20 protein-coding genes and 1 pseudogene are annotated in these 22543 nt (G+C 53.2%); 17 read left to right on the top strand and 4 right to left on the bottom strand.

The window, feature by feature from the left end:
• The first annotated feature begins 15 nt into the window (after positions 1 to 15).
• From M2108_RS21460 to M2108_RS21450, 3 genes are read left to right on the top strand one after another with little or no spacing between them, the layout of a single operon-like run.
• Positions 16 to 864 carry a TrmB family transcriptional regulator gene (locus M2108_RS21460; RefSeq protein WP_277471276.1) on the top strand — a complete coding sequence of 283 codons (849 nt, stop codon included), beginning with the start codon at positions 16 to 18 and terminating at the stop codon, positions 862 to 864.
• Positions 865 to 906: 42 nt separating this feature from the next.
• Positions 907 to 1212, top strand: coding sequence for a hypothetical protein (locus tag M2108_RS21455; RefSeq protein WP_277471275.1), 306 nt, complete (start codon positions 907 to 909; stop codon positions 1210 to 1212).
• A 57-nt stretch (positions 1213 to 1269) separates the two neighbouring features.
• On the top strand, positions 1270 to 1863 hold the full coding sequence (locus M2108_RS21450) for a xanthine phosphoribosyltransferase (protein WP_277471274.1): 594 nt from the start codon (positions 1270 to 1272) through the stop codon (positions 1861 to 1863).
• Between the two features lie 681 nt (positions 1864 to 2544).
• Here M2108_RS21450 and M2108_RS21445 read toward each other — a convergent pair.
• Together M2108_RS21445 and M2108_RS21440 are read right to left on the bottom strand one after the other, a co-directional pair.
• On the bottom strand, positions 2545 to 3483 hold the full coding sequence (locus M2108_RS21445; RefSeq protein ID WP_277471273.1) for a diacylglycerol/lipid kinase family protein: 939 nt from the start codon (positions 3481 to 3483) through the stop codon (positions 2545 to 2547).
• A 105-nt stretch (positions 3484 to 3588) separates the two neighbouring features.
• Positions 3589 to 3927 (bottom strand): DUF4870 domain-containing protein, encoded by a 339-nt coding sequence (locus M2108_RS21440; RefSeq protein WP_277471272.1) that lies wholly within the window; start codon positions 3925 to 3927, stop codon positions 3589 to 3591.
• A 639-nt stretch (positions 3928 to 4566) separates the two neighbouring features.
• Here M2108_RS21440 and M2108_RS21435 point away from each other — a divergent pair.
• The 8 genes and pseudogenes from M2108_RS21435 to M2108_RS31645 form a co-directional block, all read left to right on the top strand.
• Positions 4567 to 4755, top strand: coding sequence for a hypothetical protein (locus tag M2108_RS21435; RefSeq protein ID WP_039869425.1), 189 nt, complete (start codon positions 4567 to 4569; stop codon positions 4753 to 4755).
• Between the two features lie 399 nt (positions 4756 to 5154).
• Positions 5155 to 6201: a cytochrome c oxidase subunit II gene (gene coxB / locus M2108_RS21430; protein ID WP_277471270.1), complete on the top strand. Its 1047-nt coding sequence runs from the start codon at positions 5155 to 5157 to the stop codon at positions 6199 to 6201.
• Between the two features lie 84 nt (positions 6202 to 6285).
• The gene (gene ctaD, locus M2108_RS21425; RefSeq protein ID WP_277471325.1) at positions 6286 to 8169 is read left to right on the top strand and encodes a cytochrome c oxidase subunit I; all 1884 of its coding nucleotides are present in this window, start codon (positions 6286 to 6288) and stop codon (positions 8167 to 8169) included.
• Positions 8170 to 8176: 7 nt separating this feature from the next.
• A complete protein-coding gene (locus tag M2108_RS21420) occupies positions 8177 to 8803 on the top strand; it encodes a cytochrome (ubi)quinol oxidase subunit III (RefSeq protein ID WP_068723116.1) in 627 nt (208 codons plus the stop codon).
• A gap of 3 nt (positions 8804 to 8806) precedes the next feature.
• Positions 8807 to 9130, top strand: coding sequence for a cytochrome C oxidase subunit IV family protein (locus tag M2108_RS21415; RefSeq protein ID WP_277471268.1), 324 nt, complete (start codon positions 8807 to 8809; stop codon positions 9128 to 9130).
• A 166-nt stretch (positions 9131 to 9296) separates the two neighbouring features.
• Positions 9297 to 10217, top strand: a complete 921-nt coding sequence (ctaG, locus tag M2108_RS21410) for a cytochrome c oxidase assembly factor CtaG (protein ID WP_277471267.1) — start codon at positions 9297 to 9299, stop codon at positions 10215 to 10217.
• 25 nt (positions 10218 to 10242) lie between these two features.
• Positions 10243 to 10707, top strand: a complete 465-nt coding sequence (locus M2108_RS21405; protein WP_277471266.1) for a DUF420 domain-containing protein — start codon at positions 10243 to 10245, stop codon at positions 10705 to 10707.
• Positions 10708 to 10983: 276 nt separating this feature from the next.
• Positions 10984 to 11662: pseudogene (locus tag M2108_RS31645) on the top strand (IS3 family transposase); the annotation flags it as partial.
• Between the two features lie 332 nt (positions 11663 to 11994).
• On the opposite strand, the gene pgmB reads toward M2108_RS31645, so the two are convergent.
• Together pgmB and M2108_RS21395 are read right to left on the bottom strand one after the other, a co-directional pair.
• On the bottom strand, positions 11995 to 12672 hold the full coding sequence (gene pgmB, locus M2108_RS21400; protein WP_277471265.1) for a beta-phosphoglucomutase: 678 nt from the start codon (positions 12670 to 12672) through the stop codon (positions 11995 to 11997).
• Positions 12673 to 12706: 34 nt separating this feature from the next.
• Complete coding sequence (locus M2108_RS21395; protein ID WP_277471264.1) at positions 12707 to 14995, bottom strand: glycoside hydrolase family 65 protein; 2289 nt, start codon at positions 14993 to 14995, stop codon at positions 12707 to 12709.
• A 110-nt stretch (positions 14996 to 15105) separates the two neighbouring features.
• On the opposite strand from M2108_RS21395, the gene M2108_RS21390 reads away from it, so the two are divergent.
• The 6 genes from M2108_RS21390 (at position 15106) to M2108_RS21365 (ending at position 22529) form a co-directional block, all read left to right on the top strand.
• Entirely contained in the window at positions 15106 to 15855 is a 750-nt protein-coding gene (locus M2108_RS21390; RefSeq protein WP_277471263.1) for a helix-turn-helix transcriptional regulator, read from the top strand.
• A gap of 18 nt (positions 15856 to 15873) precedes the next feature.
• Positions 15874 to 17703 (top strand): sensor histidine kinase, encoded by a 1830-nt coding sequence (locus M2108_RS21385; RefSeq protein WP_277471262.1) that lies wholly within the window; start codon positions 15874 to 15876, stop codon positions 17701 to 17703.
• Positions 17681 to 19222 carry a response regulator gene (locus M2108_RS21380; RefSeq protein ID WP_277471261.1) on the top strand — a complete coding sequence of 514 codons (1542 nt, stop codon included), beginning with the start codon at positions 17681 to 17683 and terminating at the stop codon, positions 19220 to 19222. Before M2108_RS21385 ends, M2108_RS21380 begins: the two co-directional genes overlap by 23 nt.
• A gap of 176 nt (positions 19223 to 19398) precedes the next feature.
• Positions 19399 to 20643 (top strand): ABC transporter substrate-binding protein, encoded by a 1245-nt coding sequence (locus M2108_RS21375; RefSeq protein WP_277471260.1) that lies wholly within the window; start codon positions 19399 to 19401, stop codon positions 20641 to 20643.
• Between the two features lie 112 nt (positions 20644 to 20755).
• The gene (locus M2108_RS21370; protein ID WP_277471259.1) at positions 20756 to 21700 is read left to right on the top strand and encodes a carbohydrate ABC transporter permease; all 945 of its coding nucleotides are present in this window, start codon (positions 20756 to 20758) and stop codon (positions 21698 to 21700) included.
• Between the two features lie 4 nt (positions 21701 to 21704).
• Positions 21705 to 22529 carry a carbohydrate ABC transporter permease gene (locus M2108_RS21365; protein ID WP_277471258.1) on the top strand — a complete coding sequence of 275 codons (825 nt, stop codon included), beginning with the start codon at positions 21705 to 21707 and terminating at the stop codon, positions 22527 to 22529.
• The last annotated feature ends 14 nt before the right edge of the window (positions 22530 to 22543 follow it).

The raw sequence follows: 22543 nt of genomic DNA, 5'->3' as shown, positions 1-22543 counted from the left end.
AGGAGGACAACATAGATGGAACAGTTGCTGCTGCATCTGCGCAATTTGGGGTTCACGGAGATGGAATCCAAGATTATGGTTGAGCTGGCTACCAAGGGGGAAGCCTCGGGCTACGAAGTGGCTAAGCAGCTGGGCGTATCCAGATCCAATGTGTACGCGGCGCTTCAGCGCCTGACACAGCAGGGGTATGTACGCTGCGGTGAAGGGGAGCCGGCCCGTTACAGCGTGCTGGACCCGGAGGAGCTGGCTACGATGATCTCGGGCCGGGTGCAGGCCTCGCTGGCTTTTGTGGAGAGCGAAATGCCCCGCGGCGGTCCTGTCAGCCAGTCGTTCTACAATATTGAAGGGGACCGTAATATGCTGGGGGCGCTCACCCGCCAGCTGAATCTGGCCGAGAAGGAAATAGTGGTCGATGTATGGCGGGAGGAAGCCTCCCTGCTGCGCAGCGAGCTGGAGCAGGCGGAGCGGCGCGGTGTGAAGCTGCTGTGGGCTTTTGATGGCGGTAATACGGCTGCTGCCCCTTACCCGGTATGGCCTCCGCTTGGCGGCAAGCCGCGCCGGAGCGGAGGAAGAAAGTTTTCTTTTGTCATCGACCGGAGCTGGTGCATGCTGGGGATGCGCTATGAGGACGGCACGGCCCAGGCGGTGGTGACCGAGCATGAAGTGCTGGTCGAACTGCTGCTTAACCACTTTTCTCAGGAAATGGTGCTCTTCGAGCTTGAAGAGGACATGGGGGCTGAGCTGACCAGACGCTACGGTGACCGCTACAGCCGGATCTACAGCAAGTATGTGATGCATGAGAAGGACCATGATACAGACATGGAGTCTGACCCGGAGGATTCCGGCGATAGCCGGAAAGAGTAGCGTATATGGCCCGGGCGAGACTATGCTAGGGAGGTGATAAGCGTGGAATGTATTGTTCATTTTGATGTGCAGCATCCCGAAGGTCCCAAGTCGCTGCGGGGTCTGCTGTTCCTGGATGAGGGCGAGGTGCCGGGTGAGAAAGAGCTTGTGGAGATGTTCAAGGATATGAAGTTCAATGTCCGGCTGGCTGACCGCGACAAGCTGATCTTCAAACCGGTCAACGCCGGCGAATCCTATTCCGAAATCCGGATTACCAGCTATGACGGCGGCAAGCCGGGCAGCAAGGAGGATCATGATCTGAAGTCCATCGTCGGTAATCTGCTGCCGCAGAAGCCGTCCGGCCTGTAGGACAGGGTTAGCAAAGGCTGGGTCCATGGGAATATGAGAAGAAAAGAGGGAGCACGGATGGAGTTATTGAGACGCAAGGTCTTGGATGAAGGGATTGTTCTCGGTCAGGGAGTGCTCAAGGTGGATTCTTTTCTGAATCACCAGATGGACCCTTTTCTGATGCGTGAGGTGGGCCGCGAGTTCACCCGCCGCTTTGCCGGTGAAGCTATTACCAAGGTGCTGACGATCGAATCCTCGGGCATTGCCCCTGGGATTATGACGGCCCTTACGCTTGAGGTGCCGCTGATTTTTGCCCGCAAGCAGAAATCGCTGACGCTGACGGAGGACATTTATGTCGAAACCGTCTACTCTTTTACCAAAAGAGAGAGCAACGACATCACCGTCTCCAAAAAGTTCATCGCGTCGGGTGAGCATGTGCTGATTGTGGATGATTTTCTGGCCAACGGTGAGGCGGCCTTCGGGCTGGCCCGGATCGTGGAGCAGGCCGGAGGTACAGTAGCCGGTATCGGCATCGTGATCGAAAAAGCCTTCCAGCCGGGCAGCCGGCTGCTCAAGGAAGCGGGCTACCGCGTGGAATCGCTGGTGCGCATCGCTTCCCTGGAGGACGGCGTCATCTCGTTTGTAGAGGAAGAAGACGGGCAGGCGGATTAGAGCACATAAGCTGTACGGGAAGTGTTACACATACTTTTAAGAGGACTTCGGGCTTTGGCTGGCCGGAGTCCTCTTTTTTGGGTTTGGGTTGGTGCTTTTGCGGGAATGAGGCCGTCTTGCGTGAGGTTAAGTGTCTGTGTTAAATGCATTAGAACAGGGAAAGTGGCTGCGGCGGCTTGGCAATTAGGTGGATTAACGCCACCTAATTCCGGCATATTTCATGATTTTTATTCTTTAGGTGGAAAAACACCACTTATTTCAGGCCGAAATTCACTTAGAGGGCGAAAATGGCAGAATTAGGTGGCGTTTTTCCACCTAATTGTCTTTCCCCGTGATTGGGGCCGAAATTAGATGACGAATTTCCACTTAGCTGGCTGGAGGCCTCCGGTTAGTCAGGCATCAGGCTGCCTGCCAGCTTTGCGCGGCAAGTTTTACCTGCGCTTTGGCTGGTACAGTTCCGTTATTTAGACACTTCCAGGCAGGCTTAGCTGTAAGTGAGCCGTTAAATCCGTGCTGGCGGAGATGTCTCGGAAAGTTGTCTGTCAGCTGAATCCGCTCCCGGCCATATCTGAGCCCTCGACGCCTGTGCCAGCTGAATCCGCTCCCGGCTAAATCCGCTCCCGGCCATCTGAGCCTTCGAGACCTGTGCCTGCTGCTCAGCCCGCGGGCTCCCGGCCAGGCTCAGCCGCTCGCCCGGCAGGAGCCGCCCTCCGCCGCCGCAGCCAGCGGCGTCAGCACGCGCAGCGCGCCGGGCTCGCAGCGCACGGCCAGCGGCGCCGTGCCCAGCGGCTCGCCGTCGCCGATGGCATGGCGCGGCTGCGCGAAGCGGACCGCTACGCTGCGGCCGCGCAGCATCGTCACGAAGGGCAGCGCCACATGCGTGCCCTTCAGCAGCGTCGGGAACAGCCGCAGCACCTGCGCGCGGCTGCACCCGTGCACGACGCAGACGTCGAGCCGGCCGTCGCCGCTCTCCGCCTGCGGGCAGATCAGCAGCCCGCCGCCATAGCTTGGCAGGTTGCAGACCGAGACGAGCCAGGCCTGGTCAAAGGCCTGCTCTTTGCCGTCGAGGGTCACGCTCACGCGGCAGGGCTTGAAGGTGATCAGCGTGTGCAATATGCCGATGATATAGGCCAGCTGCCCGGCGCCGACGGCATTGCACAGCCGCTTATAGCGGCTGTTATTCACGTTCACGGCGACCTGGGCATCAAAGCCGCTGGCGACGGCGGTCAGCGTCAGGCCGCCCGTACCGGCGAGCAGATCCGCCTCCAGGCAGCGGTCCTGCAGCGCGGCGTCCAGCGCAGCTTCCGTGTCCAGCGGGATGCCGAAGCCGCGCGCCGTGTCATTGCCCGAGCCGGCGGGAATCACGCCCAGCGGGACGCCCCGGCGCCGCAGCGCGCCAAGCACGCTGTGGATCGTGCCGTCGCCGCCGATCAGGATGGCGGCGCGCCAGTCCTCGCGGCGGGCGAGGGCGTGCAGCACCTGCGCCTCGGCCTGTTCGGCGCTATTGGTGAATAGCGCTTCATAGGCCATACCGCGCGCTTTCAACATGGCCTGGGCGTTCAGCCAGATCCGCTGACCGGCACCGCCGCCGGAACGGGGATTTATAATCAATAAGTACATGGATGCTCCTCCAGCCTGCAGATTCCTGTATGTCCTGATTCCATTGTACGGAGTCGACAGGCAAAAGGGAATCACTATTACACTGTCTGCAGCGGGAGTAACCGGCTACAGCTGGCGGAGCTGGATCTCAGCAAGATCACCTGCCCAGGGAAGCTTATACCACCTGCCGCCAAGAGAATGAAACAGCATTAGCAGCCAGACGGAAAAGGCGAGCAGCGAGAGGATCGCTCCGATAACCCCCCCGATCAGCGGAATGAATCCGCTGATTACATGGGCGACCATCAGCACGCCGAACGCAATCAGCGACTGCAGCGCATGGAAGAGCACGAAACGGCTGCGCTTCTCCAGCGCCAGGAACACGACGGGACCAACAAAGGGGAAAAAATAACAGACAGCAGCAGCGATATTTTCGGGCAGGCCGGTTGAAGACTTGAAAGGGGACATAGCGCTCACTCCTTATACTTGGAGAAGAAGGCGGAGAGCAGATGTCCTGCGCTTCCTCCGGGACGCCTTCCCTGCTCCTTCCTTACTAGGAGACTATGATTTGCCGGTACAAAGTATGTGAAGGAAGCTTCAGGGATTCATTGCCGGCATGGTGATTACCGTAATACCGTTCAACCATCAGTTTCCCGTGGCGCACGATAAGCATACTATGCATTTTAGGATACGCTTTGAGAATCGTCTCATGAGCCCACAAGCCCCCTATCTCGCCTGCTTGGGGGAGACATAAATATTTGCAAAATTCCATACGCATATTTTACAAGGAAAGGTGGAACTTGGCCTTGAATATGATACAATAAGACGATAAGGCCCGAAAGGAGTGATTCAGCAAGTGGCTCTTCGGGTAAGTAAAGTGTCAAGATGTCTTTACCTTAAGGCGTCTTACTCTCAGCCCAAATCACGACGAACCTGCTTCACCGGCAAGGCGGACCTCCAGAACTCTGGAATGATAGTCTAGGCGGATAATGCAAGCTACGTATGTGTTACGGTTCTTATCTTGCATTTCGAGGTTACGGCGGACTTTTCATCATGCATTCTCTACAACGGAGCATTCATTTTCAATGTTTTGGGAGGGAACTGATCATGGCAAGTAAAGGTCATAACGAAGTCAAGGAAAGTCTACGGGAAATGACACGCATTTTCCGGCCCAAAGATCCCAAGAAATTTGTAAAGGAGTACGTCCGGAAGTATCGGATCACAGGAGGCTATGAAGAAGAGCTGACTATGGTCGTGGAGCATGAGATGGGCAGAATTAACTCATCTGTCTCCTGATTTACACACAAGGATAGTGTCCTGAATTGATTACATGTAATTTGCAATCACATCCATGAGGATTCTCATAAACCGTGCCCGGCTGACCTATACTGCTGGATACGGTTTTTTTTGCTTGTTTTCCGGCGGGAGAGAGGACATGCATTTCAACATAAGTCAAGAGGTGCAGACAGAATGGAATAATATGAAATCGCTTACCTGGTATTATACCCTACTTCTATCAAAAATGTAAGCGTTATAAAATGGCGGATTGACAAGCTTTTTTGATATTAAAAAAGTATTTGTGAACTTGCTGTGAACGATTGACAAAACACCCCCTTGAACTTATATTAATAGTGATTGTTATAATTGACAGGAAAATCCTCTACTCTACGAAATCGGGAAAAGCGGGGTTGATCAATGATGAAAACGTGGCAGGCCGGAAAGCGGCTTCTTCCCATGACTGCAGCGCTTGGATTACTTCTGGCCGGCTGCGGACGGGAGGACCTGTCGGTACTGAGACCGCAGGGACCTGCAGCTGAAAGCTCGTTCGATCTGATGAAGCTGGCGATTACGATTATGATTGTCGTATTGCTGATCGTTTTTTCAATTGCGGCCTATGTGCTTATCCGGTTCCGCAGAAAGCCGGGCCAGCGTGAAATCCCTGAGCAGGTGGAGGGTAACTTCAAGCTGGAGGTCATCTGGACGGTCATCCCCCTGATTCTGGTAGTGATACTTGCTGTACCTACAGTCAGGGAAGTGTTTGCCGCCGCCAATGACCATTCCAACGATAAAAATGCAGTCAAGGTCAAAGTGACCGGACACCAGTACTGGTGGGAATTCGAATATACGGATTATGGTGTAAAAACGGCTCAGGATCTGGTGATCCCTGCCGGCAAGGATATTGCTTTTGAGCTGAGAACGGCGGATGTGCTGCACTCCTTCTGGGTCCCTTCCCTGTCCGGCAAAATAGATACCAACCCTGACGGTACGGTGAACCGCTTCAGCTTCAGTGCGCCAAATGAAGGCGTTTACCGCGGGAAATGCGCGGAGCTGTGCGGACCCTCCCACGGGTTCATGGAGTTCAAGGTAAAGTCAGTCAGCGAGGCGGAGTTTGAGCAGTGGCTGGCTTCGATGAAAGCTCCGGCCGTACTGCCGGAAGATCCGCAGCTAGCCGAGAAGTTTAAATCCGCCTGCCTGACCTGCCATGCGGTGGGTGACCAGGGCCTCGCGGTCGGTCCGGATCTGACCGGAATCGGCTCCCGTGAATCGGTGGCGGGCATTCTGCTGAATGATGATACAGGCGTGGATGGTGCGCCGATCCTCGATAACCTCAAAACCTGGCTGCATGATCCTAGAAGCGTCAAGCCGGGCAATACGATGCCTGATCCCAAAGCAGACCTGGGCTTAACCGATGAAGAGGTCGATGGCATTGCCGAATATCTGGCCGGCTACACGCTGGACTAGAGCCAGGCAGTGAATAGCGGAAGCAGCAATTTTGAAAAGGGGGTACGAACCTTGGCTCAAACAGCGCAATCCCTGAATCCCGCCATGCCGCTGGAGGCTGGCCACAGTGTCAAACGCTATACCGGGCTGATGGACTGGATCACCACCGTCGACCACAAAAAAATCGCCATCCTCTACCTTTGGGCGGGAGGCTTCTTTTTCGGAATCGGCGGGCTTGAGGCCATCCTGATCCGCATCCAGCTGATCAAGCCGATGAATACCTTTCTTGACGCGCAGACGTTCAATGAATTAATCACGATGCACGGGACGACGATGATTTTTCTCGGGGTCATGCCCGTCATCTTCGCGCTGATGAATGCGGTCATTCCGCTGCAGATCGGCGCGCGCGATGTGGCCTTCCCTTTTCTGAATGCGCTCGGCTTCTGGACCTTTCTATTCGGCGGCCTGCTGCTCAATCTCAGTTGGGTTATGGGCGGGGCGCCCGATGCCGGCTGGACCTCGTACACTCCGTTATCCAGTACAACTTACAGTGCCACCCACGGGGTGGACTTTTATACGATCGGGCTGCAGATTGCCGGGCTGGGTACGCTGATCGGCGGCATTAACTTTCTGGCTACAATCATCACGATGCGCGCACCGGGAATGTCCTATATGCGGATGCCGATGTTCGCCTGGACTACCTTTATCACCTCAGCTATTATTCTGTTCGCTTTTCCTGCTATCACTGTCGGGCTTGTACTGCTTACCTTTGACCGGATTCTCGAAGCTAATTTCTTCAATCCTGCCACGGGTGGAAATCCGGTGCTTTGGCAGCATATATTCTGGATTTTCGGGCATCCGGAAGTTTATATTCTCATTCTGCCGGCGTTCGGCATCATTTCTGAGGTCATACCAACCTTTTCACGCAAAAGATTATTCGGCTACAGCTCGATGGTCTTCGCCACCATTCTAATCGCCTTCCTGGGCTTTATGGTCTGGGCGCATCATATGTTCACAACCGGTCTCGGTCCTGTGGCGAATGCTTTATTCTCGGTATCCACGATGCTGATTGCCGTTCCAACCGGGATCAAAATCTTCAACTGGCTGTTTACGATGTGGGGCGGGCAGGTGCGTTTTACCACTCCGAATCTGTTCGCTGTCGGCTTCATTCCAACGTTCACCATGGGCGGGGTAACGGGCGTTATGCTGGCTTCGGCTCCGGCGGATTTTCAGTTTCATGACACCTATTTTGTCGTAGCCCATTTCCATTATGTGATCGTCGGCGGTCTGGTGCTGGGGCTGTTCGCCGGGCTGCACTACTGGTGGCCCAAAATGTTCGGACGGATGCTGAGCGAAACCTTGGGCAAATGGACGTTCTGGACCTTTATTATCGGCTTCCATCTGACCTTCTTCGTCCAGCACTTCCTGGGACTGATGGGGATGCAGCGCCGCGTGTTCACTTACTTGCCGAACCAGCAGTTTGACACGCTGAATCTGGTCAGTACAATCGGGGCCGGACTGATGGGTGTCGGAATGCTGATCTTCCTGTGGAATATCTTCATCACTTCCCGCAAACCGGCTGATGCCGCGGATGATCCGTGGGAAGACGGGCGGACGCTGGAGTGGACGATTCCTTCGCCGCCGCCGGAATACAACTTCAAGCAGACCCCGCTGGTACGCGGGATTGATGCCTTCTGGAAGGAAAAGCTCGCCGGCCACAAAAGCATGACGCCGTCCGAGCCGGTAGGTTCCATCCACATGCCGTCTGCGACGATTCTGCCGTTCCTGATGTCGGTGGGCATTTTTATCGCCGGGCTTGGCTTCATGTTCAGCCGTGATACGTTCGGCAGCGAAGTGCTAAGCTTCCTGTTCAACAACTATATCGTGACCGGTCTTGGTCTGGTGATTACGTTCGGGTCGATGCTGATGCGTTCCTTGTTTGACGACCATGGCTGGCATATCGAGCCTGAAGAGCTGGAAGGAAGGTGAGTAGGGGATGACGACTGTACATGCTGAAGCCGGAAAAGGCACCCTCCCGCATGAGCCTGAAAAAGCAACGCTGGAGGGCCGTAACAAGGTGCTGGCCTTCTGGCTGTTCCTCGGCGGGGAGGCCGTACTCTTCGGAACGCTGTTCGCCACCTTTCTGGCGCTGCGTAACTCGACGAACGACGGCCCCTCCGCGGCTGAGCTGTTCCATCTGCCGCTGGTAGCGGCAGCAACGTTTCTGCTGCTGGCCAGCAGCCTCACCAGCGTATTCGCCATTCAGGCGATGCACCGCAACAAGCCGAAAGAGCTGCGCGGCTGGCTGCTCATCACTGTGGTGCTTGGTGCGGCATTTCTTGCGCTGGAGATCTACGAGTTCAGTGTATATGTAAGGCATGAGGAGTTCGGGATGACTACGAGTGCTTTCAGCTCGGCGTTCTACACGCTGGTCGGCTTTCACGGCGCACACGTTGCATTCGGGATTGTATGGATCGCCATCCTGATCGGGCAGCTCGTCCGCAAAGGGCTGACCGTAGTAACGGCACCCAAAATCTACGTATCTGCGATGTACTGGCATTTTATCGATGTCGTGTGGGTATTCATTTTCACGGTAGTTTACCTGCTTGGAAAGGTGGGCTGAACCATGGCGACGGAACAGCATTCGCAGGAAGGCGGCGTGAAGCGCCGTCACCGGCACGAGGGGCCGCAGCGGCATATTGTAGTGTTTGTTTTTTCGGTGTTGCTGACACTGCTTGCCTTTGCGGCTGTGGCCGCCGGAGGGGTTAACGCCACCTTTGCCGTCATTTTGCTGCTGGTAATGGCTGCGCTGCAGGTGGTGCTGCAGATGGGCTTCTGGATGCATTTGAAGGACAAAGGGCATCTGCTGCCGATTGTGTTCATGCTGGGCGGTTTTTTTATCGCCGGAACCTGTATTATCATGGCTCTTTACTGGGTCTGGTGGGATTAGCGTTATATTCAGGAGGCCGGCGGGAGCTGCTGCCTCTTTTTGCTGTCGGTGCCTGTTATGGTTAGAAGACAGAGGACAAGGCGGGAGGCCGCTGCCTGCAGTTGCCCGTCCGTAATCGGTGCGAATGCCGCGTTCCCTAATATTTTTGATGGAGGAGGACTGTCCGATGCTTGGCTTGCAATACTTCAGCTTTGCCGATCTGTGGAGCCCGCTGCTGCTGGCGGCAACGCTGCTGCTGGCTGCGGGGTATCTGGTGCTGATCGGGCCGCTGGCTCAGCGGTTCCCCGGCTCAGCGGAGGTTCCGCTCCGGCAGAGAGCGCTGTTTCTGGGCGGGCTGCTGGTGCTCTATCTGGCTCAGGGCGGTCCGGTCAGTCTGCTGGGACATATCCTGTTTTCTTTTCATATGGTCAGTATGGCGCTGTCTTATCTGATTGCGGTGCCGCTGATGATGCTGGGGATTCCGGAATGGTGCTGGCGGGCCCTGATGAGGGTGAATCCGCTGCGGAGGCTCTCCTTTCTTGCCCATCCTGTGGTGGCAGCCCTGCTGTTCAACGGACTGTTCTCGCTGTATCATATTCCGGTAATTCATGACTATGTCATGCTGCACTTTACGGTGCACCGGCTGTATTATGCTGTGCTTTTTTTGACCTCGGCGCTGATGTGGTGGACGCTGATCAATCCGCTGCCGGAGCACCGGCGGGCCGGCGGACCTGTCAAAATCGGCTTTATTTTTCTCAATATGGTGCTGCTCACACCGGCCTGCGGGCTGATCATTTTTGCAAGCAGTCCGCTCTATGCAACCTATAGTGATCCGGCTGTCTGGGCGCGGGCGATGGGGTATTGCGTATCCGGTGATCCGGCGGCGCTGCTGCAGGCTTTTGGCGGACCGGGATTCTTTGGAGGGCTGTCGCCCAAGGTGGATCAGCAGGTCGGCGGAATCGTGATGAAGTTCATTCAGGAATTTATTTTTGCCTCGATGCTTGCTTATGTGTTCTATCATTGGTATAAAAAAGAGAACGGGCAAGACGATCCGGATCTTTCCGGACCCTCCGGCGAGCTGGGGGATGGCGCATTGACCCGGGTATAGCTGGCAAGCACCGAGGAGGATAAGCATGGATATCTTTACAGTGTTTCCAACGATCAGTACATCGTTCATCGTAATCAGTGCGGTGCTGGTGGCTATCGGCTGGAGACAGATCATTACAGGCAAACGTGAAGCGCACAAGAAGACAATGATCGCCGCCGCTGTGGCTGCAACTCTGTTTTTCATTGTGTACATGTCAAGAACGGTATTTGTAGGAAATACATCGTGGGGCGGACCGGATTATCTGTCGACGCTGTATCATATTTTTCTGATCTTCCATATCGTATTGGCCACCGTCGCTGCGGTGTTCGGGATCACGACACTGGTCTGGGGCTTTCAGGGCAAGTATGCGAAGCACCGCAAGCTGGGCAGAATCACGGCTGTGACCTGGTTCATTACAGCTATCACAGGAGTTGCGGTATATGTGCTGCTGTACATATTTTATCCGGGCGGCCACACCAAGCCGGTCTGGGATGCCATCTGGGGCTTCTAATTTATATGCATGCAGGCAAATCGGCCTGCGCACAGCTATATCCACATGGAGCGGGCTGCTGCGCAGGCCTTTTTATGTGTCCGGGAGGGTGGACGGGTTGAAATAACCGGATGCCCCTTGCGGGCCGGGCAGATACCGGACTGATACATGGTGGCCGTCAACCCCGGCTTACGTGGGCGGGCAGGCAGCCGGGGGGTTAAAGGGAAAAATCCCCTTAATGGCGCTCGGAGGAGGGTGGTTAGTTATTTGCCCAGACACGACCCCCGCCAACCCCGAACCCCGAAACTCACAAGGCAGTTGAATCGTCAAGGGATTCAGATCTCCGAACGCACGGTCGGTCGGATCATGAAAAAACAAGGCTAACGCTCACGTACCGTAAAGAAGTACAAGGCGACTACCAACTCCAAGCATGCGCTTCCCGTTCAAGATAATGTGCTGGTCTGCGAGTTTCAAGCCACGAAGCCGGGGGAGAAATGGGTAACGGACAGCACCTATGTCTGGACCGTGGAAGGGTGGTTGTATCTGGCGAGTGTCATGGACCTATACTCTCGCAGAATGGTCGGTTGGCAAATCGGTGAGCGGATGACCAAGGAACTCGTGATTGGGGCCCTTCAGCAGGCCTATGGCCGAGGGCGTCCAGACCCTGGATTACTTCACCATTCCGATCGGGGAAGCCAATACACCTCTCACGATTACCAGAAACAGCTGTTAACATATGAGATGATCGGAAGCATGAGCCGAAAGGGGAATTGCTACGATTGCCTGCATCGAGTCGTTCCATAGTGTCCTCAAGAAGGAACTGATTTACCTGAACCACTATGAAACGAGGGAACAAGCGAAGCAGAGTGTTTTCGAATACATTGAGTTCTTCTACAACGCTCGGCGTATCCATTCCTCTATTGATTACCATACCCTCATGGAGTATGAACTGCTTTGCCTAAACCAGGCTGCTTAAATCTGTGTCTACTATCTTGACAGAGGTCCACCGGACTATCGTCTGGGTCTGGCCATCAGGTGTATAGCTGTGGAATCATATTGTTCAAGATAAATATGGGCATCAATCATTGTATTTCATCCTCCTTTGCTATCTGCTATCATACTTTATAATAACGAGGAACCGCCCACCACCTTAGCCAGATTGCATTTGTAGAGCGCATCCGCAAATAAAAATAGAGCTTCAAGTGTACGGCACTCGAAGCTCCAGTAAGATATACAGCCCGCCTGCAGCACAGATCGTCTGCTCCGGGGCGGGCTTTCTTCAGTTAGTATAACAAACGGCGCTTATTCTCAAGAAGCATCAAACTGCCCGGCAAGCAGGTCCAAGGTCAGCAGCGATGTATCCGACAGCACGATATCCGCATGCGGGAAAGTTTCATGCGGGCCGATGGCTACGGCGAACATCCCCGCCGCTTTAATCGCATCAACGCCTGCAGCCGCATCCTCAACGCCAATGCAGGCTTCCGGTTTCACGCCAAGCGCGGCGGCTGCGGTCAGGAATACCTCGGGATCGGGTTTGTTCCGTTTTAATTTGCCGGCATCGACGATGATGCCGAACTGGTCCTCCATGCCGAGACGGTGCACGACGGTGAAGGCATTTTTGCTGGCCGAGGCAATGCCGGCCTTTATGCCATGCACCCTCAGCTCAGACAGCAGCTGCGAAATGCCGGGCAGCACATCGGCAGGTGTGACCTTTTCGATCAGCTCTTTGTAAAGCTCATTTTTGCGGGTGGCGAGATCCTCCAGCTCCTCCGGCGAATAGTCGCGGGGCGAGGCGGCCTGCCCCAGCAGCAGCTTGAGCGAATCGTGGCGCGATACGCCCTTCAGGTTCTCATTAAATTCACGGGTAAAGGGAATGCCAAGTTCCTTGGCAATGATAACCCAGGCTTGGTAATGATATTCCGCAGTGTCGGTAATGACCCCGTCCAGATCAAAAATAACGGCTTGCAGCCGGGATTGCGCATTCACGGGTAAACCTCTCCTTTATGATTGACTTAGGAACTCAGGGAGCAAGCGGCCGGGTAACCGGCTCATTGCCGTTCAGCTCTACGGGCTGACCATATAGCGTTAACGTCAAAGCGTCACCTTCCAGCAGCTCCAGCTCCACGCCTCCGGTGCGGATCGTTACCGCGATCAGCCGCCCGCGGAAGGTCAGCCGGAAAGCGTATTTATCCCATCCGTCCGGGATGGAAGGGGATAGCGAGAGTCCGCTTTCCTTGAGCCTTGTACCGGCAAAACCGTATACGATCGCCATCCACGTTCCGCCCATGTTGGCCAGATGCAGGCCGTCCTTGGTGTTGCCGTGCGTATTGTCCAGATCCAGGCGGGCCGTCTCAATGAAATAATTGTAAGCCTTGTCGCGATAGCCGATTTTGGAGGCCATAATGCTGAAGATGCAGGACGACAAAGAGGAATCATGGGTCGTGATTTTCTCGTAGTAGTCATAAGAACGGCGGATCGTCTCGTCGCTCTGCTCATCCTCAAGCAGGAAATGGGCAAGTACAGTATCAGCCTGCTTGCATACCTGATAGCGATACAGGGTCAACGGGTGGTAATGCAGCAGCAGCGGGTTTTTGTCCTCCGGCGTATTCTCGAAATCCCATACCGCTTTGCGGAGGAATGTATCATCCTGCGGGTTGATGCCGAGAGCTTCATCATATGGAAGCAGCATGGCTTCCGCCGCCTGCAGCCAGCTCTTGGCTTCGGTCAGGGTGACACCCAGCCGTTCGCACAGCGCTTGCAGGCCGGTCTCGTCATACTCCTGCAGCCGTGTAAAGCTACGGAATGCCCACTTCAAATTGTGCTTGGCCATCACATTGGTGTAGTAGTTGTTGTTCACCAGGCAGGTGTACTCATCCGGTCCGGTGACTTCGTCAATATGGAATTTGCCGCTGTAATAATGGCCAATTTCCATCCACAGCCGGGCGGTCTCGAACAGCACCTCGGCCCCGTACTGCAGCAGGAATGCATCATCTTCCTCCGCCAAATAATACTGGATATAGCTGTAAGCGACATCGGCGCTGATATGATACTGCGCCGTGCCCGATGGGAAGAAGGAGGAGCATTCCGTTCCTGAAATTGTCCGCCACGGGAAGAGGGCCCCTTTGGCATGGCCCATTTCCTTGGCTCGGTCCCTGGCCTGCTCCAGCTTGGAATAGCGGTACAGCAGCAGCTCCTTAGCCCGCTCTGGAGACGTCATCAGAAACACCGGGAGCATGTAGATTTCCGTATCCCAGAAATAGTGGCCCTCGTAGCCTTCGCCTGACAGTCCCTTGGCGGAAATATTGCTGTGCGCGTCCCGTCCGGCCGATTGCAGCAGTTGGTAGAGGTTGAAGCGGATGCCCTCCTGCAGCTGCAGGTCATTTTCAATTACGACATCGGATGTCTTCCAGAAATCCAGCAGATACTGCTGCTGCTGCGCCAGCAGGTCCTGGAAGGAAAGCCGCTTAAGCGCTTCCTGGAGGGAAATTCCAGTCTCTACTAAGCGGTCTTCATGCCGCAGCGTATCGGTATAAATGTTCCATTTGGTCAGGCGCAGCGGTGCGGTCAGCTCTGCGGTGGCTGTTACTGTACCTTCTGCCGAACCGGCCTGTGCCTTCACCTGCCAAGAGCCGGTCCACTCATGCCGGGTCACACAGGAGGTGCGCAGCGCCGAGGTCATGGTCTCATTTACCACGTACAGGTATTCTTCCTGTATGCCGCTGTCGACAATGAACAGGCGCTTCGAATGTCCGGCGGCTACACGGGGATCATTCGGATTGCTATAGTTGCTTACATCCCCGTTTACACGCGAAACAATCTTCACGGTGCCGGGGAAATTCACAGGCTCGATCAGCAGATCAATAGCGAATAACTCTTTGCTCGTGAAGGATACCAGTCTGCGGAAATGCAGCTTGAGCTCTTTGCCGGAGGGAGATCTCCAGTGGATCTTGCGCTCGGAATAACCCTTATCCATGTGCAGGGTGCGTTCGTAGGCCAGGACACTGCCTTCGCTAAGCGAGAACGGCTCCTCTTCTTCCCCAATATAAATATTCATGCCTTGGGCATCGATAATATTAACCAGCTTTTGCTGAGTCCCGGGAAAAGCGAACAGCTTCTCCCCGTAAGGAATTTCGATGACATCATGGAAGGCGTTCAGATAGGTACCGCGAATGCTCTGTATTTCCGGATCGGCATAACCTTCCTCGAAGTTGCCCCGTACCCCCAGATATCCGTTGCCCAGCGCAAAAATACTTTCCAGATTCAGCAGCGTTTCTGCCGAAAGTCCGTGATTGGAAATGCTCCAGCTCATGGCTTTATGTCCTCCCTTGTTGGTTATGGATTGAATTTTAAAGCGGAAAAGTCTAAGATTATACTAAATTATTTAGAAATTTATCAAAATTTTTAGGTGGGGGAAGCAGAATGGATCAGCCTAACGGGAAAATGGTAATTCCTTCATATTTGTCAACCCGTTCCGAGGACCTGAACAAGGGCTTTGTTCATCCCCCGCTCGATTATGAGCATGAGCTGCTGGAGGCGATCCGGCTTGGGAGTGAGGATAAGGCAATGGAGGCGCTCCATAAGATTAATGCTCTGGAGGCGGCCACTTTGGCCTGCTATCCGCTGCGCTCCAAGAAGAACGCCCTGATTGCTTCCTGTACCTTGTTTACAAGGGCGATTATCCGTGGCGGGGTGGACCCGGAGACAGCCTTTCAACTGAGTGATACGCTCATTCGTGAAATCGAGGTTATCGGGGAAATCGGGGTGCTGCTCCGTTTTGAATATGAAATGGTGCTGCAGTTCATCGCCGTCATGAAACGGGAGAAGGAAGTGCTGCACTATTCCCATATTGTGAATTTGTCCGTATACTTCATACGCGAGCATATTTATCAGGATCTTACGCTGGCGCTGATTGCTGGGCATGTCGGTGTGCATCCGAGTTATTTGTCGGACCGCTTCAAGCAGGAGACGGGGATGCCCCTTACGGAATTTATCAACCGCCGCAAAATAGAAGAGTCCAAGCCGATCCTGATGCACAGCAATCAATCCATTTCCGGGATTGCTTTTATGTTTAAATTTTGCAGCCAAAGTTACTATACGCAGTTGTTCAAGAAGTACACCGGCATGACGCCCAGACAGTTCCGCAGAGACGGTGCTACAACTACGAATTGAGAAAAGTGGGAAGCTTTTATGGACAAGCTGAAGCAAAAACTAAAAAATTTACGAATGGAGCATAAGCTCATTATTGCCTTTTCCAGCTTCATCGTGGTTCCTCTGCTGATCATTGGGGGCATTCTGTCCTGGGTGTATATGGATAACAACCGGACGACTATGATGGGAGCGGCGGTCGAGAAGAACCGGCAAATAATCAAGAACATGGATACCTCGCTGCAGCCGCTGCTGCGCATGTCCATGCTTCCGGTGCAGGATGACATTCTGTACGGGATTATGCGCAAGGACTACAGGGCGGTGGCCTATCCTCTTCTCGAACGGGGACGGGATTTTGATACCGTTAACAATCTGATCCGCAACAGTATGATGCCGTATTCGGACCTCATTGATTCGGTGGCTATCTATCGTAAGCTTGACCGGCTGATTATTGGCCGAAGCCAGAGCGAATATTTCAATTATGCCTATCTCACCCGGGAGTTCATCCATGAACCCTTTGTGGAGCAAATCCGTGAGCGGAAAGGGATCTATGTTCCTATAGGCGTGCACCAGGAGAGGCTGCTGTCTAGAACCCCCCAGCCGGTAGTCTCCATCGGCCGGGCCATCGTCGATCCCTATACGAAGGAAGATCTTGGATTTATATTGCTTAACATCAAGGCAGAGCGGCTGCAGACTCTCTGGAGCAACTCGCCCTTTACGGAGAATACGAAATTTTATCTGGTCGATGAGAACGATAACATCATCTACAGCAATCAGAGCGCCGAGATCGGTACAACCGCCTCGGGAGTGCTGGGCATGGACTTTGATTTTATTCCCGGGAATGGCATGAATGAGAAAGGGGGAAATCTGTACGTCTCCTCTGCCTCCGCCGTCACCGGCTGGAGGGCGGTTACGATAGTCCCCAAGAAAGAGCTGCTGTCCGTGGTTTACGTAACCGTCGCGATTATCTCCGTCAGCCTGCTTTTGCTGCTGCTGCTATCGGTCCTCACCTCCGCCCGCATCGCAACTACCGTAATGAAGCCGCTGGCGGTGCTCAACAGTAAGATGAAGCTCGTATCCCAGGGGAATCTGGACGTTTCTTTCGAAACGCAGTATGGAGAAATCGGCAAGATCAGCAATACAATCGACAACATGCTGAAGGAGATACGAAACCTCATTCAGCGCATTTACGAGGAAGAGCGGGAGAAGAAGGAGCTGGAGATGGTGGCGCTCCAGTCACAGATCCGTCCCCATTTTATGTACAATACGCTGAATGTCGTGAAGTGGATGGCCAAGATCCAGGGGGCTTCAGGTATTGAAGAAGCGCTGAGCGCGTTTATCTCCGTCGTCAAATTCACCGCCAGAAGTGATGGCGATTATGTGACGATTGAAGAAGAACTGGATTTTCTGCAGAACTATACGAAAATTCTCGACTTCCGTTACCTGAACAAGTTCGAGGTAACCTATGACGTCGATCCGGCTGTGCTGCGCTGCAGAACGCTGAAATTTCTGTTGCAGCCTTTGGTCGAGAACGCAGTGTTCCACGGCTTTGACGGAATTGATTATAAAGGCAAGCTGAACGTCTCAATCTATGAAGAGAAGGATTGGCTGATGATGAAGGTAAGCGACAATGGACGGGGAATAGTGGCGGCTCCACCCGCCACAGACGGGACGGGCCACCTCCCGGATCATATGAACTCGATTGGGCTAAGCAATATACGCAAACGGATCGAGCTTCATTTCGGACAAAGCAGCGGACTCCGGCTGGAGAACGCAGAGGGGGGAGGAACGACTGTGACCATTCGTGTCCCCATGAAGGACAGCGTAGAAGACACAAGGGGGAACACAGATGCGAATTCTGATCGTGGATGATGAGCCGCTCGTGCGGATCGGCCTGAAATCGGCCATAGACTGGAAAGGAAACGGGATGGAGATTGTAGGCGAAGCAGCCGATGGAGAGGAAGCACTGCAGCAGATCGCCCATCTGAAGCCGGATATTGTATTCCTGGATATTAAAATGCCGAAAAAAGATGGCATAGCGGTGCTGAGTGAAATGCGCGAACGGGGACTTCAGGCCAACGTCATTATTCTCAGCAGCTTTGATGATATTACCTACGTGAAGGAAGCGATGAAACTCGGGGCGAGCGATTATTTTCATAAACCGGCGATGAATGAACAGGAAATCGCCTCCGTGCTGAAGACGATCCAGGCTGAAACGGCCCAAAGCCGTCCCCAAGGAGAACCGAAGGAAGCGGCAAGGATGGAGGAGGTCCCTTACAAAGAAAACAGCCTGTGGGAAGGACTGCGCGGGAACATTCAGGGTATGCAGAATACCGGACTGAAGGAGGGCAATATCTACGTTCTTGTATTTACGGTCAAGCATTATGCCGGCGTAATGAAGCGGTACAGCGAGAACCATACCTCAATCCTGCCGAATACGGTAGGCAATATTGTCACGGAGGTGCTGTCCAAGGAGAAGGAAACGGAGTTTCTCCAGGTGAATGACCGTCTGTCAGCCGTATTTATCAGCAACAGCGACCTCAAAAGCCTGCTCGCTTCTCTGAACCGGATCAACGGCATCGTGCAGATGATCGCTGCTGCACTAAAGCGTTTTGTTAATATCGAAGTGGTTTTCGGCATCAGCGATTGGTTCTCCTCCTTTGCGGAATTGGAGCAGGGATATGCCCAGGCCCTGAAGGCACTAAAACAAAGATTTTATTTGCCGGACACTTCCGTCTTCTACCATAATCACCGCAAGCCGGTCGCTGCCTCAGGCTTGAAGCAGGCCGGGGAACTGTTGGCTGAGATGAAGAATGCGCTGAAGGAGGGCAATGAAGAAGAGTTTGCAGAAGCGCTGGCACGCTGGGAGCGGCTGCTGGAAGAGACGCGCTGTATGGAAGAGCAGGATGTAAGAAAGGTTTACGAAGGCCTGCTGTTTATGCTGGATGAAAAAGAGCAGCCGAGCGGGGAAGAAGCCAGGGCGCTGGAGAACTTCGCAGAACTGTCCTCCTATTACCGTCATATTTTTGAACGGAAAATCAAGGAACGGAACAGCGGACACCTGAAAACGTACAGCCTGCTGACCCGCAATATCATCCAGTACGTGGAGCAGCATTACAAAGAGGACATGTCCCTGAAGCTGCTTGGGGAGCAGTTCCAGGTCAGCCCGAATTATGTCAGCCGCCTGTTTAAGCAGGAAGTGGGCCGGGGCGTATTTGAATATATCAACGAGGTTCGTATCCGGCATGCCAAAGTATTGCTGAAGGACTACCGTTACAAGATTTACGAGGTCTCTGAACAGGTGGGCTTCAACAGCCAGGCCCATTTTGCCATTGTATTTCAGAAATACACCGGAGTGTCCCCGAAGGAGTACAGGAACGAAGAAGTGTGATTATATTAAAAAAAGTGTGGTCTTATAAAAATTCACCATTATATCCGTGCCGTTCACAACCGAATAAGGTTTACGAAAAGAAATTAATCGCTATTAGATTAATTTCTTTTGTTTATGGGAGCCTTTATCATGAAGATAGATTAAACAAACACATTCTAGTAACGGGGGGAATACAAATGAGCAAGCTAAAGAAATTTACCGGTCTCGTGCTGAGCCTGACATTGCTGTTTGCTTTGGCTGCCTGTGGCGGCAATAATGAGAGCGCTAATAATTCACCAAACAGTGCCGCAGGTACGGATCAAAAAGTTACAGTGAACATGGGATTCTGGGGGACGGCGCAGGATCTTCAGCTCTATCAGGAGGCTGCAAACAACATTTCCGAGGTTTACCCGAACATTACACTGAACATCAAGCAGTATCCAAGCAGTGAGCAGTTTTGGAACGTACTGCCCGGCGAAATCGCCGCGGGTGTAGCTCCGGATTTCATCAAAATTTCCAATGAAGGCGCGTTTGAATATATTAAAAAGGATTTGTTTACACCGCTGGATGATCTGATCTCGGCAGCGAAAGTGGACATGACCCGCTATTCCGAAAGTTCGCTCAACATCTGGAAGGTTGACGGTAAGCAGTATGCTGTACCGAACAGCGATATGCCGGGGATGTTCCTTATTAATGAAGACTTATGGAAAAAAGCGGGTCTTGGCGAATACCCTACAACGTGGAGCGAAGTGGCAACGGCAGCCAAAGCCTTGACAAAGGGCGATGTACACGGCATTGTCATCAATCTTGACGCGTTCCATATTACCAACTATGTCAAAAGCTTTGGCGGCGGCTGGGGCAACGGAACGACGATCAATTCCCCGGAGAACGTAGAAGCGCTCCAGACGATTTTTGATATGTACGAAGATGGGGTTGCGGTAACACCTAAGTCGCTCGGCTTTGGCTGGGACGGGGAAGTCTTCTCTAACGGACAAGCTGCTATGAGTACCGGCGGTTACTGGTACAAAGGGTATCTCAAGGATGCCAATCCGGATCTGAAATATGTGGCGGTGCCGGTTCCAAAGGGAACAACGCAAGGCAGCACGATGAGCTCTGACGGTTATGTGGTGCTGAAGGATGCAAAGAACAAGGATGCGGCTCTGAAAGCGGCTTACTACATGACGAACGACAAGACGGAATCGGCCTTTATGGATCTGGGTATTAACCCGGCGGTAACAAAGCTGTCCGATCAGTACTTCGAGAAGAACCCGGAATTCAAATCCATCCAGCCGGCGCTGGAGTACAGTACGGACTTCGGTTATCCGACGGATACGAAGCGGTTTACGGATGAACTGGTGAAAAAGTTGGAGGATAATATTCTGGGCGGAGCTAAACAAACACCGCAGGAAATTCTGGACGAGATACAAAAGGATTTCAAATAAAACAGTTTGGATAGCTTCCGGGTTCCCGCCATTGTCACTTGAAGCGGGGACCCTTTTTGTAAAAAGTCCCGTGCGCATGGGCGTACGGATCACACTTGAGCGGGAGGTAACAATGTCCGACTATCCAAATAAGCATGCCGGCGGCATCAACAACAAGATCAAGCAGTCCTGGCTGCGTTCGCTGGCCGACTCCGATCTGACGCTCGGCTGGATGTTTTGTCTGCCCTTTTTGATTCTGTGGGCATGGTGGTTTCTCTATCCCTTTATCCAGTCTTTTACGAGAAGCTTCACGGATGCCAATTTCACGGCGCTTGGTGATGCGCAGTTTATCGGCGTGCAGAATTACGTCAAGATATTAAATGACAAGGAATTTTTCCGGGCGGTGCTGCATTCCCTCGAGATCGTGCTGATCTCCGTGCCGGCGCAGACCGTGCTTGGTCTATTGATCGCCATGCTGGTCAATCAAAAGATCAAAGGAAAAGGGCTGTTCCGAACCGTTTTCTTTATCCCTTACATCACTTCGCAGATTGCGATTACAACCGTCTTCATGATGCTTTTTAAAAAAGGAACGTTTGTCACGGAGTTTTTCGGATTGTTCGGCTTCGGCAACGTCACCTGGTTCGCGGACACCCATTACGCGCTGCTGTTTGTGTGTATCCTGTTTATTTTTCAGCAATGCGGCTTTACGATGATCGTCTATCTGTCCGCGCTTCAGGAGGTTCCGAAGGATCTGTATGAAGCGGGCGACATTGACGGAGCCTCAAAATGGGCGAAATTCCGGTTTATTACCGTCCCTTTTGTACGGCCGATTACCTTCTTTATCGTATCGGTCTCGACGATTGGCGGCTTTCAGATTTATGACCAGATTGCCGCCATTTCCAGATACGGCGCGCTGGGTTCGCCTGCGGGAGCGACCAGCACAGTTGTAACGTATTTTTATCAGCACGGCATACGCTACATGAATATCGGTTACGGCAGCGCCGCGGTCGTCCTGTTTTTCTTTATTATAATGTTCATTACCTTCCTGCAAAAAAAACTATTGGACGAGAAGGGGTGAGCCTGTGAAAAACCGCAAAGGTGTTGGCCTGTCATTCACTTATATCATCATTACGGTGATCGGGATATTATTCGCCCTTCCGTTTTTGTATACGGTGTACACTTCTTTTCTTACGATGCGGGATGTCAATACGCTGGCTGGTCCTTCACACTGGACACTGGATAACTACAAGCTGTTTTTTACCAATGATGCCTACAACGTGCCGAGATGGTTTTTGAATACAGTCATTATGACCGGGCTGGTCGTTCTGGGGAATCTGGTTATTAACCCGATGGCGGGTTTTGCGCTGGCCAAGCTTGAGTTCAAGGGTAAAAAACTGATCTACTGGATTGTTGTCGCAACGATGATGGTCCCGTACCATATGATTCTGATTCCGGTGTATGTCAACATGGCCCAAATCGGCTGGATGAATACGTACCCGGCGCTGACCGTGCCCTTCCTGTTTCAATGCCTGTATATTTTCATGCTGCGCCAATTCTTTGTCAGTGTGCCCGGCGAGTTTATTGAAGCGGCCCGAATTGACGGGGTTACGAAAATGGGAGCGTTCTGGCGAATCGTCTATCCGCTGGGCAGATCCTCTATGATCACGATGTCGATTCTGGCCTTTGCCGGTACGTGGAACAGTTACCTGATTCCAAGCACACTGGCGAATACGCCGGACATGTACGTGCTGGTTGTAGGCCTGAACAGCGTGAAGGATATGTTTTTTGAGAATACGCCTTTAATTATGGCGGGTGTAGTGCTCTCGACGCTGCCGATTCTGGTCTTCTTCTTCCTGTTCCAGCGGCAGTATATCGAGGGTATTTCAAGCTCCGGCGTGAAAGGCTGATTACACTTCGGATG

Source organism: Paenibacillus sp. PastM-3, assembly GCF_029893965.1.
Lineage (GTDB): Bacteria > Bacillota > Bacilli > Paenibacillales > Paenibacillaceae > Paenibacillus_AQ.
The sequence above is the reverse complement of the archived record's forward strand: the minus strand, read 5'-3'. Positions and strand labels throughout refer to the sequence as shown.